The organism is Pseudoalteromonas sp. BSi20652 (genome assembly GCF_000239855.1).
GTDB lineage: Bacteria > Pseudomonadota > Gammaproteobacteria > Enterobacterales > Alteromonadaceae > Pseudoalteromonas.
Map to the genome: position 1 here is coordinate 1 of NZ_BADT01000074.1, position 14,837 is coordinate 14,837.

Consider the following 14,837-nt stretch of genomic DNA (forward strand, 5'->3'; position numbering starts at 1 on the left):
AAAGCAACTACATGATATTTCTTATACAGGTTTAATACCTTCTAAAAAGCCCCCTTAGATAAACTTTGGGGGCTTTTTTGTTTAATTATTTCGCGGTACAAAATCAAGCACCGTTGCATTAATGCAATAACGGTCACGGCCTCTTGGACCTTCACCTGGAAATAAATGACCCAGGTGAATGCCTGTACTTTTTGAACGAAGTTCTATACGTGTCATACCCCAGCTGCTGTCATCATGCTCAGTAACGCTATCTTTTACTGGGTGAGTAAATGAAAGCCATCCTGTCCCAGAATTAAATCTATCACTTGTATCAAATAATGGTTCTCCACTTAATTTATCTACAAATGTACCATCGGGTGTATTTTTAAACTCTTTATACTCTTTACAGTATGGTCTATCTGTTCGTGCGTCAAACGCGACTTTATAAGCATCGCTATTACCTAATTTAAATGAGCCTAGCGCTTTATAAAATTCTTCAGGCGTTGCATAGCCTTGTCGGCTATATACTTCTACACCGTTTTCTAAAAATAAAATGGTTGGTGTAGCCCACGTTGCCGATTTAATTGTTAAACCTTTAAGTTGATCAGCATGGCGAAACGTCATTGGTATAGTGCCTTTATAATCGTTGGCGACTGTTTTTTTAAATTTTTCACAATATGGGCAGTATTCTCTTGAATCCAAAACAACTATTTGCTTTCCTGCCAATAAAGCGGTGTTATTAACTTTTTCTTCCGGCATTTTTTAAATACCACACCCGTTGAATGATCTGGACAGTAACCTTTAGGATTCTTTTCTAGATAATTTTGGTGATATTCTTCTGCCGATACAAAACCTTCCAGCGGTTTAATAACCGTTTCAATTTTGCCGTAACTCGCATCAGTTAAAAGCTGCTGATATTGCGATTTAACTTGCTCAGCTACTTTTGCTTGCTCATCGCTAGTTGTTAATACTATTGAGCGATATTGCGTGCCGATGTCGTTACCTTGGCGATTTTTTTGTGTAGGATCGTGACTTTCAAAATAGTTTTTTAATAGATCTTCTGCTGAAATTATATTGCTGTTATACATAACTTGTACAACCTCAGCATAATTATTCTCGTCAAAACGACGAGACTGATCTGTGATATTCCTGTACGTTGCTTTAAAACCATGGCCGTCTGCATAACCAGACTCAGCATCAATAACGCCATTAAGCGCTTCGTAGCGTTTTTCGGCTCCCCAGAAGCAACCTGATCCAAGTACAATGGTTTCTACATGCATGGTGGCTTCTACATTACTGTGCTCAACCTTTTCCATAGATAGAGCAAAGCTGCCTGCGCTAAATATAATAGCAGCGCCTGATAAATATAATAAATGCTGGTGTTTCATAAAGTACCTCTTAAACATGTGCGTGCTAATTAAGACCTCCTTATCTTAATTTTCATTTCAACCTATTTAATTATTTAGTACGAAGTGTAATAAGTTTTGGTCTTCAATAAGTTAAATACAATTAATTGAATATAAAACCGGCTAGTAAAAACACTCTTAAAGTAAGCTGGGCAAATAAGCACTAAACATCATTACTTAGTCGCAATGGTGTAAATAAATTAATAAAACTGTGTTACGTTTAAATTATGTTGTACAAATAGATTTATTTAATGAAGCCAACGCCTCATATTTATGCATTAACAAACAGTAGTTTACTGCTTGATGCATCGCATTTAGACGCTAAAGATAGACTCTCTATTCAAAAGAAAATTTGGGCTTTAACCAGCCACTGTAAAAGCACCGATGAATTTAACGATTTGGTGCCGGGCATGAACTCGCTCACCCTTTATTTAAAATCAGATAAACACTTAAATAAATGGGTACAGGCGCTTCCTACACTTTGGAATGATATTAAAAGTAGTACTTTTAAGGGACAGCATCACTTAATTAAAACCACTTACAAAGGTGAGGATATTAATTACGTGGCTAATTATCATAATTTAAGTGCTGATGAGGTTATTAGTATTCATAGTAAAACCAAGTATCACGTTTTATTTTTAGGCTTTCAGCCAGGCTTTGCTTACCTACATGGCTTAGATCAGAAATTACATACACCAAGACGTGATGAGCCACGTATTCAAGTTCCAAAAGGTTCGGTTGCTATTGGCGCTGCTCAAACCGGTATTTACCCCGCTGATACGCCAGGTGGATGGCATATAATAGGCCACACAGATATATCTCTGTTTGATGCAAGCCAAAAACAACCTTGTTTAATTCAACCAGGTGATACGCTCGAATTTGTCCCAATTGCTGTTGCAGGAGCGACTCATGATTAAAGTACTTAAAAGTGGCGTACAGCTTACAATCCAAGATTTTGGTCGTGTGGGTTTGCGCCATTTAGGGGTTAGTAAAGCCGGTAGTTTAGACCCCTATGCACAAACAATCGCAAATAGATTACTTAATAATAACGACAATGAGGCAGTTTTAGAAATTACTCTTGGCTTGTGTGATCTTCTGTTTAACTGCGATACAGTTATTTCTTTATACGGGGCTGATTTTAAAGCTACGCTCGACGGAAAACCGATTTACCCCGGCTGGACTTATGCAATAAAAAACAAACAAATACTTAGCTTTGCAACTGGTAGAGCTGGTTTAAGAGCTTATTTAGCTGTTAAAGGGGGCATAAAAAGTACTGAACTAATGGGTTCTCGATCTACAGATTTAAATGCGTGCTTTGGTGGCTTACACGGTAGAGCCTTGGCCATGGGTGATGAAATACCTATTACCCCCTATCAACAAGAGTTTATAAAAGTAGGTGCGATGTCTCTCCCTCAACGTAAACTTATACGCTTGCATCCAAGTCCTCATGTTCACCTTTTGGGTGAATTGTTACTTAATACTTTTGCATCAACAGTATTTAAAATCAGTACCAACAGCAATCGTATGGGAGTAAGGCTTGAGAATAATAAAAATAGCTTGGTCCATTCCCATTCTTTACCATCATTGGGAGTGAGCCCTGGGAGCATTCAACTACCGCCAAACGGCGTTCCTATTGTGCTACTAAATGATGGACAAACCACGGGCGGTTATCCCCTTTTAGGAACCGTTATTGAAGCCGACCTCCATCAGTTTGCACAATTTAGACCCTTAGATACAGTTGAATTTGAATACGTCACTTTTGAACAAGCTGCTAAAGCTAAACAAAAAATTGATGGGCACTTACATCAATTAAGCATTGCACTTAAAAATAACCTATACAAATAAATAGGAATATTATGTTCGATTTAAATTACTGGCCACTTATTGGTATTCCAGTCGTGGTGCTTGGTTTTGCTTTGAGGTTCAACCCTTTATTAGTTGTTACATTTGCAGGATTAGTAACGGGTTGGGCAGTTAACTTTGATTTTATAACGCTACTGCAAACCTTTGGCGAAAAGTTTATGAACTCGCGTCAACTTGCAAGCTTTGTATTAATTTTGCCTGTTATAGCTTTGCTTGAGCGTTATGGATTACAACAACGTGCGCGTGATTGGATTTCACAAATTAAAACAGCCACCAGCGCGCGTATTTTAACATTCTATTTTATTGTAAGAGAATGCTCTGCAGCACTAGGCTTGCTCTCTTTAGGTGGACAAGCTCAAACCGTGCGTCCACTTTTAGCACCTATGGCATTAGGAGCGGCAACAAACAAGTACGGCGAACTCCCTAAACCCGTAAAAGATATGATTAGCGCTCATGCTGCAGCAGTAGATAATATTGCGATGTTTTTTGGCGAGGATATATTTATTGCCTTTGGTGCTGTACTGCTTATGGACGCATTTTTAAAAGAAAATGGTATTGAAGGCATAGAGCCTCTGCATATTGGGCTATGGGCCATTCCTACAGCTATAAGTGCTTTGATTATTCATTTATTCAGATTAGCCCGCCTGGAAAGCAAAATAGCCAAAGCAATTGTAAAATATAACGCTGTGGAACCTTCAATATGAGTAAAATAATAGACAATGAAGTCATTCAATCAACCACAGCCATCGTAACTATTGAAAACGTTTATATACTCATAGGCGTTATGGTAATGTTTTTAGTTGTACGAACACTACAAGACAAACAGCACCCTAAAAAATTAACAACTGCCCTGTTTTGGTTTTTATTTGGTAGCAGCTTTTTATTCGGTGACTTATCGATTGCTCTATTTGGTGCGCCAATTACTTATTTAATAGTTGGCATAAGCATTATAGTCATTGCGCTACTGGCGGGCTGTAATTTAGTGTCAATGGGAAGCTATTCAGTACTAACTGATGAGCAGCAGACTAAATCATCAAAACTGTTAGGGAATAAGCTATTTATACCCGCACTTATGATACCTGTAGTTACCGTAATATTTACGGTATTACTCAATGGTGTTGCTATCAATAACGTATATTTACTTGATCAACGTCACTTAACGCTTGCCTCACTTACTATCGCTTGCCTGCTTTCGCTCTTAGTCGGCTGGAAAATAACGGGGGGAAGCCCAGTTGAGGCTGTTAGCGAATCTCGCCGATTAGTCGATTCAATTGGTTGGGCCGCTATTTTACCGCAAATGCTCGCTATGCTCGGTGGTGTGTTTATCGTTGCACAAACAGGTGATTCAATTAAGGAATTAGTCACTTTGTTTATTGCACCTGACAACCGGTTTATGTTGGTTGTATTATATTGTGTGGGAATGGCTTTTTTTACCATGATTATGGGTAATGCGTTCGCTGCATTTCCGGTCATGACGGCAGGTATTGCGATGCCATTTTTAATTGAGGGTCATGGTGCGAGCCCTGCACCATTAGTAGCATTAGGTATGTATAGTGGTTATTGCGGGACATTAATGACCCCAATGGCGGCTAATTTTAATATTATTCCTGCTGCTCTTTTAGACTTAAAAGATAAGTACCATGTAATAAAAGTCCAAATTCCGACGGCAGTTACCTTACTCGCCGTTAATATTATTTTAATGTATAGCGTGGTGTTTAATGACTAAATCAACTTCTTCTATGCCGTGTGTATTGATAACTGGCTTTGCTCCATTTGGTGGCGAATCTATAAATCCGTCATGGCAAGCAGTGCAAAAACTTGATGAAACTATAATTATGAAGCACCGAGTTTGCACGCTTGAATTATCGTGCGAATTTAATACTTCTATCAAAGAGCTCAACCAAGCAATTGAGTCACATAATCCCAGCGTAGTTTTATGCATTGGTCAGGCTGGTGGGCGCAGTGAAATATCAATTGAGCGTATTGCAATTAATATTAATGATGCCCGTATAAAAGATAATGCAGGTAATCAACCAATCGACACCCCTATAGAAAAAAATGGGCCTGATGCCTATTTTACTAATTTACCTATAAAGCGCATGCTTCAAGCATTACACAACAGTAATATTCCAGCTGCAATTTCTAATACAGCAGGTACATATGTATGCAACCATGTTATGTACGCCCTGATGCATTACATTAATGAGCACTACACAAACATGAAAGGCGGCTTTGTACATATTCCTTATTTACCCTGCCAAGCGGTGCACCACAACAATGCACCTAGCATGAGTGGAGAAACGGTTATAAATGCTCTGAACATAATAATAGCGCAAACATTGAGCAATGATATTGATGCTAAAATACCCGCTGGAACCACACATTAACCGCTTTGGTACACTTAATTTTACGTTGGTGCATAAATTATTCTTAATTAATTGTAAAAGCAGTGTGACTTGAGTAATTTTTTCTGATAAAACAAGGTCTCGCAGTACAGCAAATTGGCTCTACTGCACACATAATAGGAATGAGGAGTTACTATGTGTTCAATTTTTGGGGTATTAGATATTAAATCTGATCCCGCTCAATTGCGTACCCAAGCAATTGAAATGTCAAAACTGCTTAGACATCGTGGACCAGATTGGTCTGGTGTGTATGCATCTGATAAAGCTATTTTAGTGCACGAACGTTTGGCTATCGTTGGGGTATCAAGTGGTGCACAGCCTTTATATAATCCAGAAAAAACCCATATTTTAGCGGTTAATGGTGAAATTTATAATCATAGAGAATTAGCTGCAAATTTAGAAACCGATTTTACTTTTCAGACTCAATCAGACTGTGAAGTTATTTTGGCTCTTTATAAACAAAAAGGGGCTGATTTCCTAGATGATCTAAATGGTATTTTTGCTTTTTGCTTATATGACGAAAAAGAAGATGCTTACTTAATTGGTCGCGACCATATTGGTATCATCCCGCTATACACAGGTCATGATGAACACGGAAATTTTTACGTTGCCTCAGAGCTCAAAGCATTATCGCCAATTTGTAAGCATATTGAAGAATTTCCACCAGGACATTACCTGTACAGCAAAGACGGCAAAATGACGCCTTATTACAAACGTGATTGGGAAACATTTGACGCAGTTAAAGATAACAGTGCAAAATCAGAAGACGTTAAAGAAGCATTAGAAGCGGCAGTGAAACGTCAACTAATGTGTGATGTACCTTATGGTGTATTACTCTCTGGTGGTTTAGACTCGTCGGTTATATCAGCAATTACTCAACATTTTGCTGCAAAACGAATTGAAGATAACGACGAAAGCGATGCATGGTGGCCTAAACTACATTCTTTCTCTGTTGGGCTTGAAGGCTCGCCTGATTTAGCAGCTGCACAAAAAGTAGCTGATATGATTGGTACTATTCACCACCCGATCATTTTTACGATTCAAGAAGGTATTGATGCGCTTCGTGAAGTGATTTACCACATAGAAACATACGATGTAACCACTATTCGTGCATCAACGCCAATGTACTTAATGGCTCGCCAAATTAAAGCGATGGGCATTAAAATGGTGTTGTCAGGCGAAGGCGCAGATGAATTATTTGGTGGTTACTTGTATTTTCATAAAGCACCAAACGCACAAGAATTTCATGAAGAACTAAACCGTAAAGTATCAAAACTTCATATGTTTGACTGTTTACGCGCTAATAAATCAATGGCAGCTTGGGGCGTTGAAGCACGTGTACCGTTCCTTGATAAAGAATTTGTTGATGTTGCTATGCGTATCAACCCTGAAGCTAAAATGTGTAAAGATGGCAAAATTGAGAAGCACATTTTACGCGAAGGCTTTGAAGGTTACTTACCTGATGAAGTACTGTGGCGTCAAAAAGAGCAATTTTCTGACGGTGTTGGCTACAGCTGGATTGATACATTAAAAGAATTTGTAAATGAGCAAGTAAGCGATCAAGAACTTGCAAATGCGAAATTTAAATACCCTATTAATACACCAGATTCTAAAGAAGCATATTACTATCGCTCAATTTTTGAATCTCACTTCCCAGGTGATGCATCGGCTAAATGCGTACCACATGGTAAGTCGGTAGCGTGTTCTACTCCTGAAGCACTTGCATGGGATGCATCGTTCCAAAACAATGCCGATCCTTCAGGTCGTGCTGCTGGTATTCATAACGACGCCTATGCCAACAAAGGCTAAACTCGTTAACCTTACGCTGCATAAATCAAATTTATTTATGCAGCGTTTTATTTTTTATATTTCAGAACAAACTGTTTTTAGTAATAAAAAAAACAATTTAAGCGGCTCTAGTGCGTTAATTGTTATTTATAAAACCGGTTTAACCTCAAAAATGATGCAGCAAATTGCTGCTGCAACTCACTACCCTGCTACTGTATTTTTAAACAAAGCCCAAATAAATAAACCTGTGTGTAAAATTCGTTGGTTTAATCAATTTAACGAAATTAAACGCTGTGGACACGGCACTCTTGCGACTGCAAATTATTTATTAGAGTCACAACGTTATTCCCCTGCGATATTTGTTTCAAACAGTAACGAACGGTTTGCTATTAAGGTTAAACGAAACCTAGCACAGCTTGAATTACTAACAATTAATGCGACACAATTAACTGCGGATAAATTACTGCAAAGTATTATTAATACACCTATAAATGCTGCGTTTAGTACTGCACGTAGAAATGGCTATACCTTAGTTTTAATAGAAGAAAAAATAGATTTGAAAAACCTTAATGTAGATATTAACGCTATTGAGCTATCACAAAAAAATGCAGTAATTGTGATGCAAATAAAAAGAGCTGATGCATCGCAGGCTATTATTTACTTTCGCTACTTTGCGCCACAATTTGGTGTAAATGAGGATAGTGCAACAGGCTCTGCGGTATCTATTATAGCGCCTGTAATTTTTAGACTAACGGGTTTAAAATCAGGCGAACTTATCCAGCAATCAACCAGCGGCGCTTTGCTTAACTACGCGTTAAACAAAAACCGCATTCTGGTTTATTAAAACGTGTTTACACAAATGTAATATAGAGCATTATGCGGGTCGTAGTAAGCATAATGCAAAATAGTCGTTGGCATCTTGCCAAGTATTCTCTAATTTAAGCCCAGCTTGGCCTGCAAGTGCTGCGAACGACTCAACAGTGTATTTATGTGAGTTTTCGGTGTGAATACTCTCACCCTTATCAAAGTGTATTTGTTGGTTGTCAATAATAACTGACTGGTCGCACAAGCTAATCAAGTGCATTTCTATTTTGCTATGTACTTCGTTAAAACGTGATTGATGGCTAAATGTGGTTAAGTCAAAATTAGCATTTAACTCGTTATTAATTCGCCCAAGTAGATTTTTATTAAATGCAGCCGTCACGCCAGCTTTATCGTCGTAAGCATCAAGTAATACTTGGCGTTCTTTTACTAAATCAATCCCTATTAACACGTATCCATTTACGCCACACAACCGATGAAAGTTACTCATTATTTCGATAGCTTTAACGGGTGAAAAGTTACCAAGTGTAGAACCTGGGAAATACACCAAGTTCGTTTGACTGTCTAAAGCAGTGTCTTTAGTTAACTGCTTAACCATCTGGCTATGCGTAAAATCCCCTAATAAAGGTGATATTACCAGTTCCGGAAACAATGGTGACAAATGCGCAAGTGAATAGCTAAGCATCTCTTGAGAAATTTCAAACGGGACAAAGGTTTTTACATTTGCCATATGCGCCAATAAATACGCGACCTTTTTACCAGAGCCACAGCCTGGCTCTATAATTGAAAGGTTATCAGGAAGCAGCTGTGCAATTGCTTGCGAGTATTGCTCTAAAATAGACAGTTCAGTACGTGTTACATAGTACTCTTGAAGTGTCGTTATTTGTTCAAATAAGGCAGCGCCTTTGTCATCATAAAAATATTTACACGGAAGCGTTTTTTGTTCTTGAGTTAAACCATTTAAAACATCATTTAAAAATTCAGTGTCGGTTATATTACTTTGTTTTATTGCTGTTACTTGACTCATACTTTATCCCTTGCCAGTCTTATTCCACTACACATCCACGCCTGATGCGGATAATAAAAATTTCTGTATGTATTACGTAAATGATTTTGAGGGGTAAACACACACCCGCCCCGTAATACCATTTGATTGGTCATAAATTTACCATTGTATTCACCTGCTACCCCTTCTATTGGTTTGAAACCGGGGTATGGTAAGTATGCGCTGTTTGTCCATTGCCAGCATGCATCTGCCAATTGCTCTATGCTATTTGATTCTCTATGGCGGCTTGGCATGAATTGATTTTGTACAGCATCATTAATGCTATAATTTTGTGCAGCATATTCCCATTCAAATTCAGTGGGTAGCCTTGCATTAGTAAAGTTTGCGTAAGCACTGGCTTCAAAGTAACTCACATGACAAACAGGTGCGTTTAAATTAAGTGGCTGTAATCCATAATGTGTAAATTCAAACCATTCGTCATTTATGCAGTGCCAGTATAAAGGATGGCTTAAATTATTAGTTTTAATATTTGCCCAACCATCACTTAACCAGTACTGAGGATTACTATATGCACCGCTATTAATAAAGGCCAAGTACTCAGCATTCGTTACTAATCGGTTAGCAAAGCTAAAAGGGTGTATTAACACTTGGTGTTTAGGCTGCTCATTATCGTAAGCAAATTTACGATCGCATAGGGTATTAATATTAGTTCCCAGGTTTGTACCAATATTAATTATTGCTTGTTCAAAATCAGTATATTTAATTGGTTCAAGATAAGATTCATCATTTAAATTAAGTGAATTTACTGAGTCGTATTTTGGAAAAAGAGGGTTAACTGAAAAGTTATATTTGATGTCCATAAGCATGAGCTCTTGATGTTGTTGCTCATGGTTTAATCCAAGTACCACTATTTGCTTAAGTTTTTCACTGAAATCAGTATCTAACAATTCAATAACCGCTTTATCTACATACGTCCGGTATTCAATAACTTCTTTTAAACTTGGTCTAGATAAACTTCCTCTATTAGCACGCGTAAACTGCTCACCAATACCGTTGTAATAAGAATTAAATAACACTTTAAATTCTGGATTAAATAGAGTGTATTGAGTGCTATGTGTACTAAGTAAAAACGTACTCAAAAAACCATGTTGTATGAGCAAGATGCCACTTACTTGGGCTAGCATCTGGCATAGCTTGTAATTGGCAATCCTCTGCCGATAATTGTTTTATAATAGCCATACTTTGGCTGCGAGCAGACTTAAAACAATGAGTAAGCTCATGCTCATTATGACTGTTGTTAAAGTGAGTACTCATAGTGATATTTCAGTCCCTTCTTTGTTCCAAGTTAAAATATAGCTTACTGTAGTGTTAAATCATATTCATATTACAATCTGACTAAAAAATGTTCATAAGTAGATAAATTAGAGCATTGGTTATCCCTATTACAGTATGTCTTATGAAAATTTATATGACTTTCTATTTGAACAATAAATATTACTTTAAGTAATAAACTAAATTTCAACACCCGCTGAATTTTTTGTTTTTTTGAAAAAAATAAAAAAACTTATGTTTTTATATAATATCAATGCCTTAAGTTAAAAATAATTTTACATTTTACATTTTACATTTAACTCATACACTAATAGCTGTATGATCACGCTTCAATTTAATTAGTCTTCAAACTAAATTAAGTATTCATTTATACTTTGTATTTAAAGATTAAATTAATTAAATAGAAATCGGTAGTAAACCGGCTCGTTAGGACAACAAAAGAGGTATTGCATGAAGGATAATCATGACAAATATAGTATTGACAATACAGACTACACTGTAGGTCAAGACAATGTACAAAAATGGGGGTTTGATATACACAACCCTGTTTTTGGAATTAGTGCGGGTCTGATTGTCATTTTTTTAATCGCCATTCTCGCTATAGATCCACAAACTGCAAAATCTACACTCGATGGTATAAAACTCGATATTATTAATAATTTTGATGCCTTATTTATGTGGGCTGCTAACTTTTTCGTTATTTTTTGTTTAGCATTGATAGTTTCTCCTTACGGTAATATTCGCTTAGGCGGGGATAACGCAAAACCTTCATACTCTCGTGTTTCGTGGTTAGCAATGTTATTTGCAGCTGGTATGGGTATTGGCTTAATGTTTTGGGGCGTTGCTGAACCCGTCGCATACTTTACAGGTTGGTACGAAACACCACTAAACGTGACACCTAATACACCAGAGGCCGCAAAACTAGCAATGGGGGCTACAATGTTCCATTGGGGTCTGCATCCTTGGGCTATTTATGCTGTTGTAGGCTTATCTTTATCATTTTTCACTTACAACAAAGGTTTACCGCTTTCTATCCGCTCAATATTTTATCCAATATTAGGTGACAAAGCATGGGGATGGCCTGGTCACATAATTGATATTTTAGCTGTGCTTGCTACATTATTTGGTCTTGCCACTTCGTTGGGTTTAGGTGCACAACAAGCATCGGCTGGTATAAACCATGTATTTGGTCTTGAAGGTGGAATTGGCTCACAAATTTTGGTAATTGTTGGCGTAACAATGTTAGCTATTATCTCTGTTATTCGTGGTATTGATGGCGGTGTTAAATTACTTAGTAACGTAAATATGCTTATTGCTTTTGCACTTCTTGTGTTTGTTTGTTTGGTTGGCTTTGCTGTTGCTATGGGTAACATACCGACTACCTTTATGGGTTATGTAGAAAATATCATTCCGTTAAGTAATCCCCATGGACGTGATGATGAAACATGGATGCATGGCTGGACTGTATTTTACTGGGCTTGGTGGATTTCTTGGTCACCATTTGTAGGTATGTTTATCGCTCGTGTATCACGCGGTCGTACTATTCGTGAATTCTTGATTGCAGTTTTACTTATTCCTACATTAGTAACTGTTTTATGGATGTCGATTTATGGTGGTATTGCGATAGATCAAGTAGTACAAGGTGTTGGTGCTTTAGGTGTTAATGGACTTACCGATGTACCTATGGCTATGTTCCAAATGCTTGATGAGTTACCAATGTCAAACATACTCTCAGTCATTGCTGTTATTTTAGTATTGGTGTTTTTTATAACTTCATCAGACTCCGGCTCATTAGTAATTGATTCAATTACTGCTGGCGGTAAAATAGATGCTCCTATACCACAGCGTATATTTTGGGCATCAATTGAAGGTGCGATTGCAGCGGCTTTACTTTGGATTGGTGGAACCCAAGCAATTGAAGCACTGCAAGCAGGAGCGGTTTCAACTGGCTTACCATTTACAATTGTATTGTTATTAATGTGTGTTAGCTTAATTTTAGGATTGAGAACAGAGCCTCGTCCCTCTAAATAATATAAGTTATAAAAACGCCGCAAATTTGCGGCGTTTTTAAATAAATTAGTGCTTATAAATTAAAATAAGTTACTCCCACAACTTTGATATTGGAGTATCTAACTTGTAATGATAACTTAATTGCGCTTGTAATAACTCAGCGGTGGCTAACGCATCAGTTAAAGCATTATGATTTTTATAAACTGGTAATGAATAGCGCTCGCGACAGTGCGTTAATCTAAGTGATCCTAGTTTGGTATTAAACAGCTTGCCCAATATGCCATGCTTTGCTTGTAATGCCTTTCGCTCTATTTCCATTGTATCAACAAGTGCAAACTCGATACCTTCTTTAAGTCTGAGCAATAAGGCATTATTTAAAAATTGTCGTTCTATTGCCGCGTAGTGCACTACTACAACTTTGCCGCTCAGCGCTTCAAGTAATGGGTCAATTATCCTATTAAAGTCAGGCGCATCGTCTACCTCAGAGTGTGTTATACCATGTATCACGATGGATTCTTCATGCAAATTACGACGAGGTTGAACAACCCAATGTCTGCTGTGTTTACAATAAATACGTTTAAAATTAAACGGGATTAATCCCACACTAACTATGTCATCATCTTTACTATTTAAGCCTGTGGTTTCAAAGTCCATTGCCACAAAAGGAACATCTTTAATTGCCGCTAATGGTTGATTAAATGCTGACGAATAAAAGTTTTTTAACACCTTATTCTCGGTACTATTTATTAGTTGCTCATAGCGAGTTGACCAATCAATAACCGTATTCTTTTTAAAAGCCATAGCTTATTGAACACCTGAATTTACAGAGTAACTAAATTTTAAATAGCTTTGTGCTTTTTCAAGAATTGCAAAAGCCTCTTTTAAATTACGCTGCTCAAAAGGTGAAAGCTGGCGTGGATCTAAATTATTATCAGGCTCTTCGCCCTTTTCTATTTGCCATGCTTGATGACGAATTCTCATCATTGCAATATATTCAAGCGCATCTCGTAAGTCTTGTGCTTTACCCTCAGGTAACAGATTCGCTTCAATAATATCTTCAAGACGTTCAAACGAATTTTGCTTGCGTGAACCAACCGCAAGTGCATGCACTCGTATTACGTCAGAGAGCGGCGCAGTCCCTCTTCGCTTTAAGTTCATGGAGTGCTTATGTTGACCGTTATGCTCCATTACAAAGCCCTTAAAAAAACCAAGTGGAGGTGTTCTATTACGTGCGTTAGATGCCATATTAGCTAAAAATAATCGGTTAATTTTACTGTGCTTAGCTATAAATACTTTAAGTTCATCAGCCCACTTTGTTTTACCCCAAACGCCATCTAAATCAAAAAATATTGAGCTGTTGAGCAACGCTTGAGGTTTAGGCTGAGCCATCCAACCGGCAAATTGATCAAACCATTGTGAACGTGTTTTACGCCATTTTTTAAATGACGCCATTATTTCTCCATCACAGTATGTGTAACCACACTGCGCTAGACCATCACACACAAAATCAGCAAGATTTTGAAAATAAGTGTTATGTTTTTCATCATCATAACTGTCATCTAAAATAAGTGCATTGTCTTGATCTGTTACAATGAGTTGCTCATCACGCGCCATTGATCCTAATGCAATAAAACAATAAGGCACAGGTGGAGGACCCAATTTATCTTCGGCTAAGCCTAAAAGGCGCTGTTTAAATGTACGACCTATAACCGCCATAGCGGTGCCTATCATGTTGGAATTTGCATCTTCATTAACCATGCGAACAAATACATTAGGAAGTTGGCGAGCGTAATGCGCTAAATCTTCTATTGATTGCTGCGCAAGTATACCTCGTACTAATAAAAGACTGCTTTGCGATTCATAACGTAAAATATCAGAAAGTGATATTACACCAATAGGACGTCGTTTTTGTACAACTGGTAAATGATGTAAGTTATCTCTGAGCATGGCAAGTACCGCTTCAAATACGTAGGCATTAGCATCTAAAAGGACTAAATTTGTAGACATGATGTCTTGTGCTTGAGCGTCAAATGCAAGTCCTTGGGCGACTACTTTTGAACGTATATCTCTATCGGTAATAATACCAACAACCTGACCATCGTCTTCCTCTGGGTCGTCATTAATTGGCTTATTTACATCAGTCACTAATACTGACGAAACAGCTTCTTCGGTCATTAATTTTGCAATATCTTGAATCGTTGAAGTGGTATTTACAATTATTACATC

General features: G+C 37.5%; 13 protein-coding genes and 1 pseudogene. 8 read left to right on the forward strand and 6 right to left on the reverse strand.

All coding sequences use genetic code 11. The features are described 5' to 3' along the window. Positions 1–81: 81 nt before the first annotated feature. Positions 82–1,367: pseudogene (gene msrA, locus P20652_RS17805) on the reverse strand (peptide-methionine (S)-S-oxide reductase MsrA). Positions 1,368–1,636: 269 nt separating this feature from the next. Here msrA and pxpB point away from each other — a divergent pair. From pxpB to P20652_RS12095, 7 genes are all read left to right on the forward strand, one after another. After that, positions 1,637–2,302 carry a 5-oxoprolinase subunit PxpB gene (pxpB, locus tag P20652_RS12125; protein WP_008167484.1) on the forward strand — a complete coding sequence of 222 codons (666 nt, stop codon included), beginning with the start codon at positions 1,637–1,639 and terminating at the stop codon, positions 2,300–2,302. Then, the gene (locus tag P20652_RS12120; RefSeq protein WP_008167485.1) at positions 2,295–3,230 is read left to right on the forward strand and encodes a biotin-dependent carboxyltransferase family protein; all 936 of its coding nucleotides are present in this window, start codon (positions 2,295–2,297) and stop codon (positions 3,228–3,230) included. The genes pxpB and P20652_RS12120 overlap by 8 nt, the downstream gene beginning before the upstream one ends. An 11-nt stretch (positions 3,231–3,241) precedes the next feature. After that, positions 3,242–3,952, forward strand: coding sequence for a DUF969 domain-containing protein (locus P20652_RS12115; protein WP_008167486.1), 711 nt, complete (start codon positions 3,242–3,244; stop codon positions 3,950–3,952). After that, positions 3,949–4,974, forward strand: a complete 1,026-nt coding sequence (locus P20652_RS12110; RefSeq protein WP_008167487.1) for a DUF979 domain-containing protein — start codon at positions 3,949–3,951, stop codon at positions 4,972–4,974. Before P20652_RS12115 ends, P20652_RS12110 begins: the two co-directional genes overlap by 4 nt. After that, on the forward strand, positions 4,967–5,635 hold the full coding sequence (gene pcp / locus P20652_RS12105) for a pyroglutamyl-peptidase I (RefSeq protein ID WP_008167488.1): 669 nt from the start codon (positions 4,967–4,969) through the stop codon (positions 5,633–5,635). The genes P20652_RS12110 and pcp overlap by 8 nt, the downstream gene beginning before the upstream one ends. Before the next feature lie 153 nt (positions 5,636–5,788). Then, complete coding sequence (gene asnB / locus P20652_RS12100; protein ID WP_008167489.1) at positions 5,789–7,462, forward strand: asparagine synthase B; 1,674 nt, start codon at positions 5,789–5,791, stop codon at positions 7,460–7,462. A gap of 37 nt (positions 7,463–7,499) precedes the next feature. Next, positions 7,500–8,285 carry a PhzF family phenazine biosynthesis protein gene (locus tag P20652_RS12095; RefSeq protein WP_008167490.1) on the forward strand — a complete coding sequence of 262 codons (786 nt, stop codon included), beginning with the start codon at positions 7,500–7,502 and terminating at the stop codon, positions 8,283–8,285. A gap of 30 nt (positions 8,286–8,315) precedes the next feature. Here the strand turns inward: P20652_RS12095 and egtD are convergent, their stop codons facing one another. From egtD to P20652_RS20805, 3 genes are read right to left on the reverse strand one after another with little or no spacing between them, the layout of a single operon-like run. Continuing rightward, a complete protein-coding gene (egtD, locus tag P20652_RS12090) occupies positions 8,316–9,290 on the reverse strand; it encodes an L-histidine N(alpha)-methyltransferase (protein ID WP_008167491.1) in 975 nt (324 codons plus the stop codon). Next, positions 9,287–10,408 carry an ergothioneine biosynthesis protein EgtB gene (gene egtB, locus P20652_RS12085; RefSeq protein WP_008167492.1) on the reverse strand — a complete coding sequence of 374 codons (1,122 nt, stop codon included), beginning with the start codon at positions 10,406–10,408 and terminating at the stop codon, positions 9,287–9,289. Before egtB ends, egtD begins: the two co-directional genes overlap by 4 nt. Continuing rightward, a complete protein-coding gene (locus P20652_RS20805; protein WP_008167493.1) occupies positions 10,389–10,583 on the reverse strand; it encodes a DinB family protein in 195 nt (64 codons plus the stop codon). Before P20652_RS20805 ends, egtB begins: the two co-directional genes overlap by 20 nt. 468 nt (positions 10,584–11,051) lie before the next feature. On the opposite strand from P20652_RS20805, the gene P20652_RS12080 reads away from it, so the two are divergent. Next, positions 11,052–12,632 (forward strand): BCCT family transporter, encoded by a 1,581-nt coding sequence (locus tag P20652_RS12080; protein ID WP_008167495.1) that lies wholly within the window; start codon positions 11,052–11,054, stop codon positions 12,630–12,632. Positions 12,633–12,701: 69 nt separating this feature from the next. On the opposite strand, the gene P20652_RS12075 is transcribed toward P20652_RS12080, so the two are convergent. Both P20652_RS12075 and P20652_RS12070 read right to left on the reverse strand, forming a co-directional pair. Further along, positions 12,702–13,412 (reverse strand): 3'-5' exonuclease, encoded by a 711-nt coding sequence (locus P20652_RS12075; protein WP_008167496.1) that lies wholly within the window; start codon positions 13,410–13,412, stop codon positions 12,702–12,704. Between the two features lie 3 nt (positions 13,413–13,415). After that, positions 13,416–14,837 (reverse strand): DUF294 nucleotidyltransferase-like domain-containing protein (locus P20652_RS12070; RefSeq protein ID WP_033017288.1); only part of this gene is annotated, 1,422 nt, incomplete at its 5' end.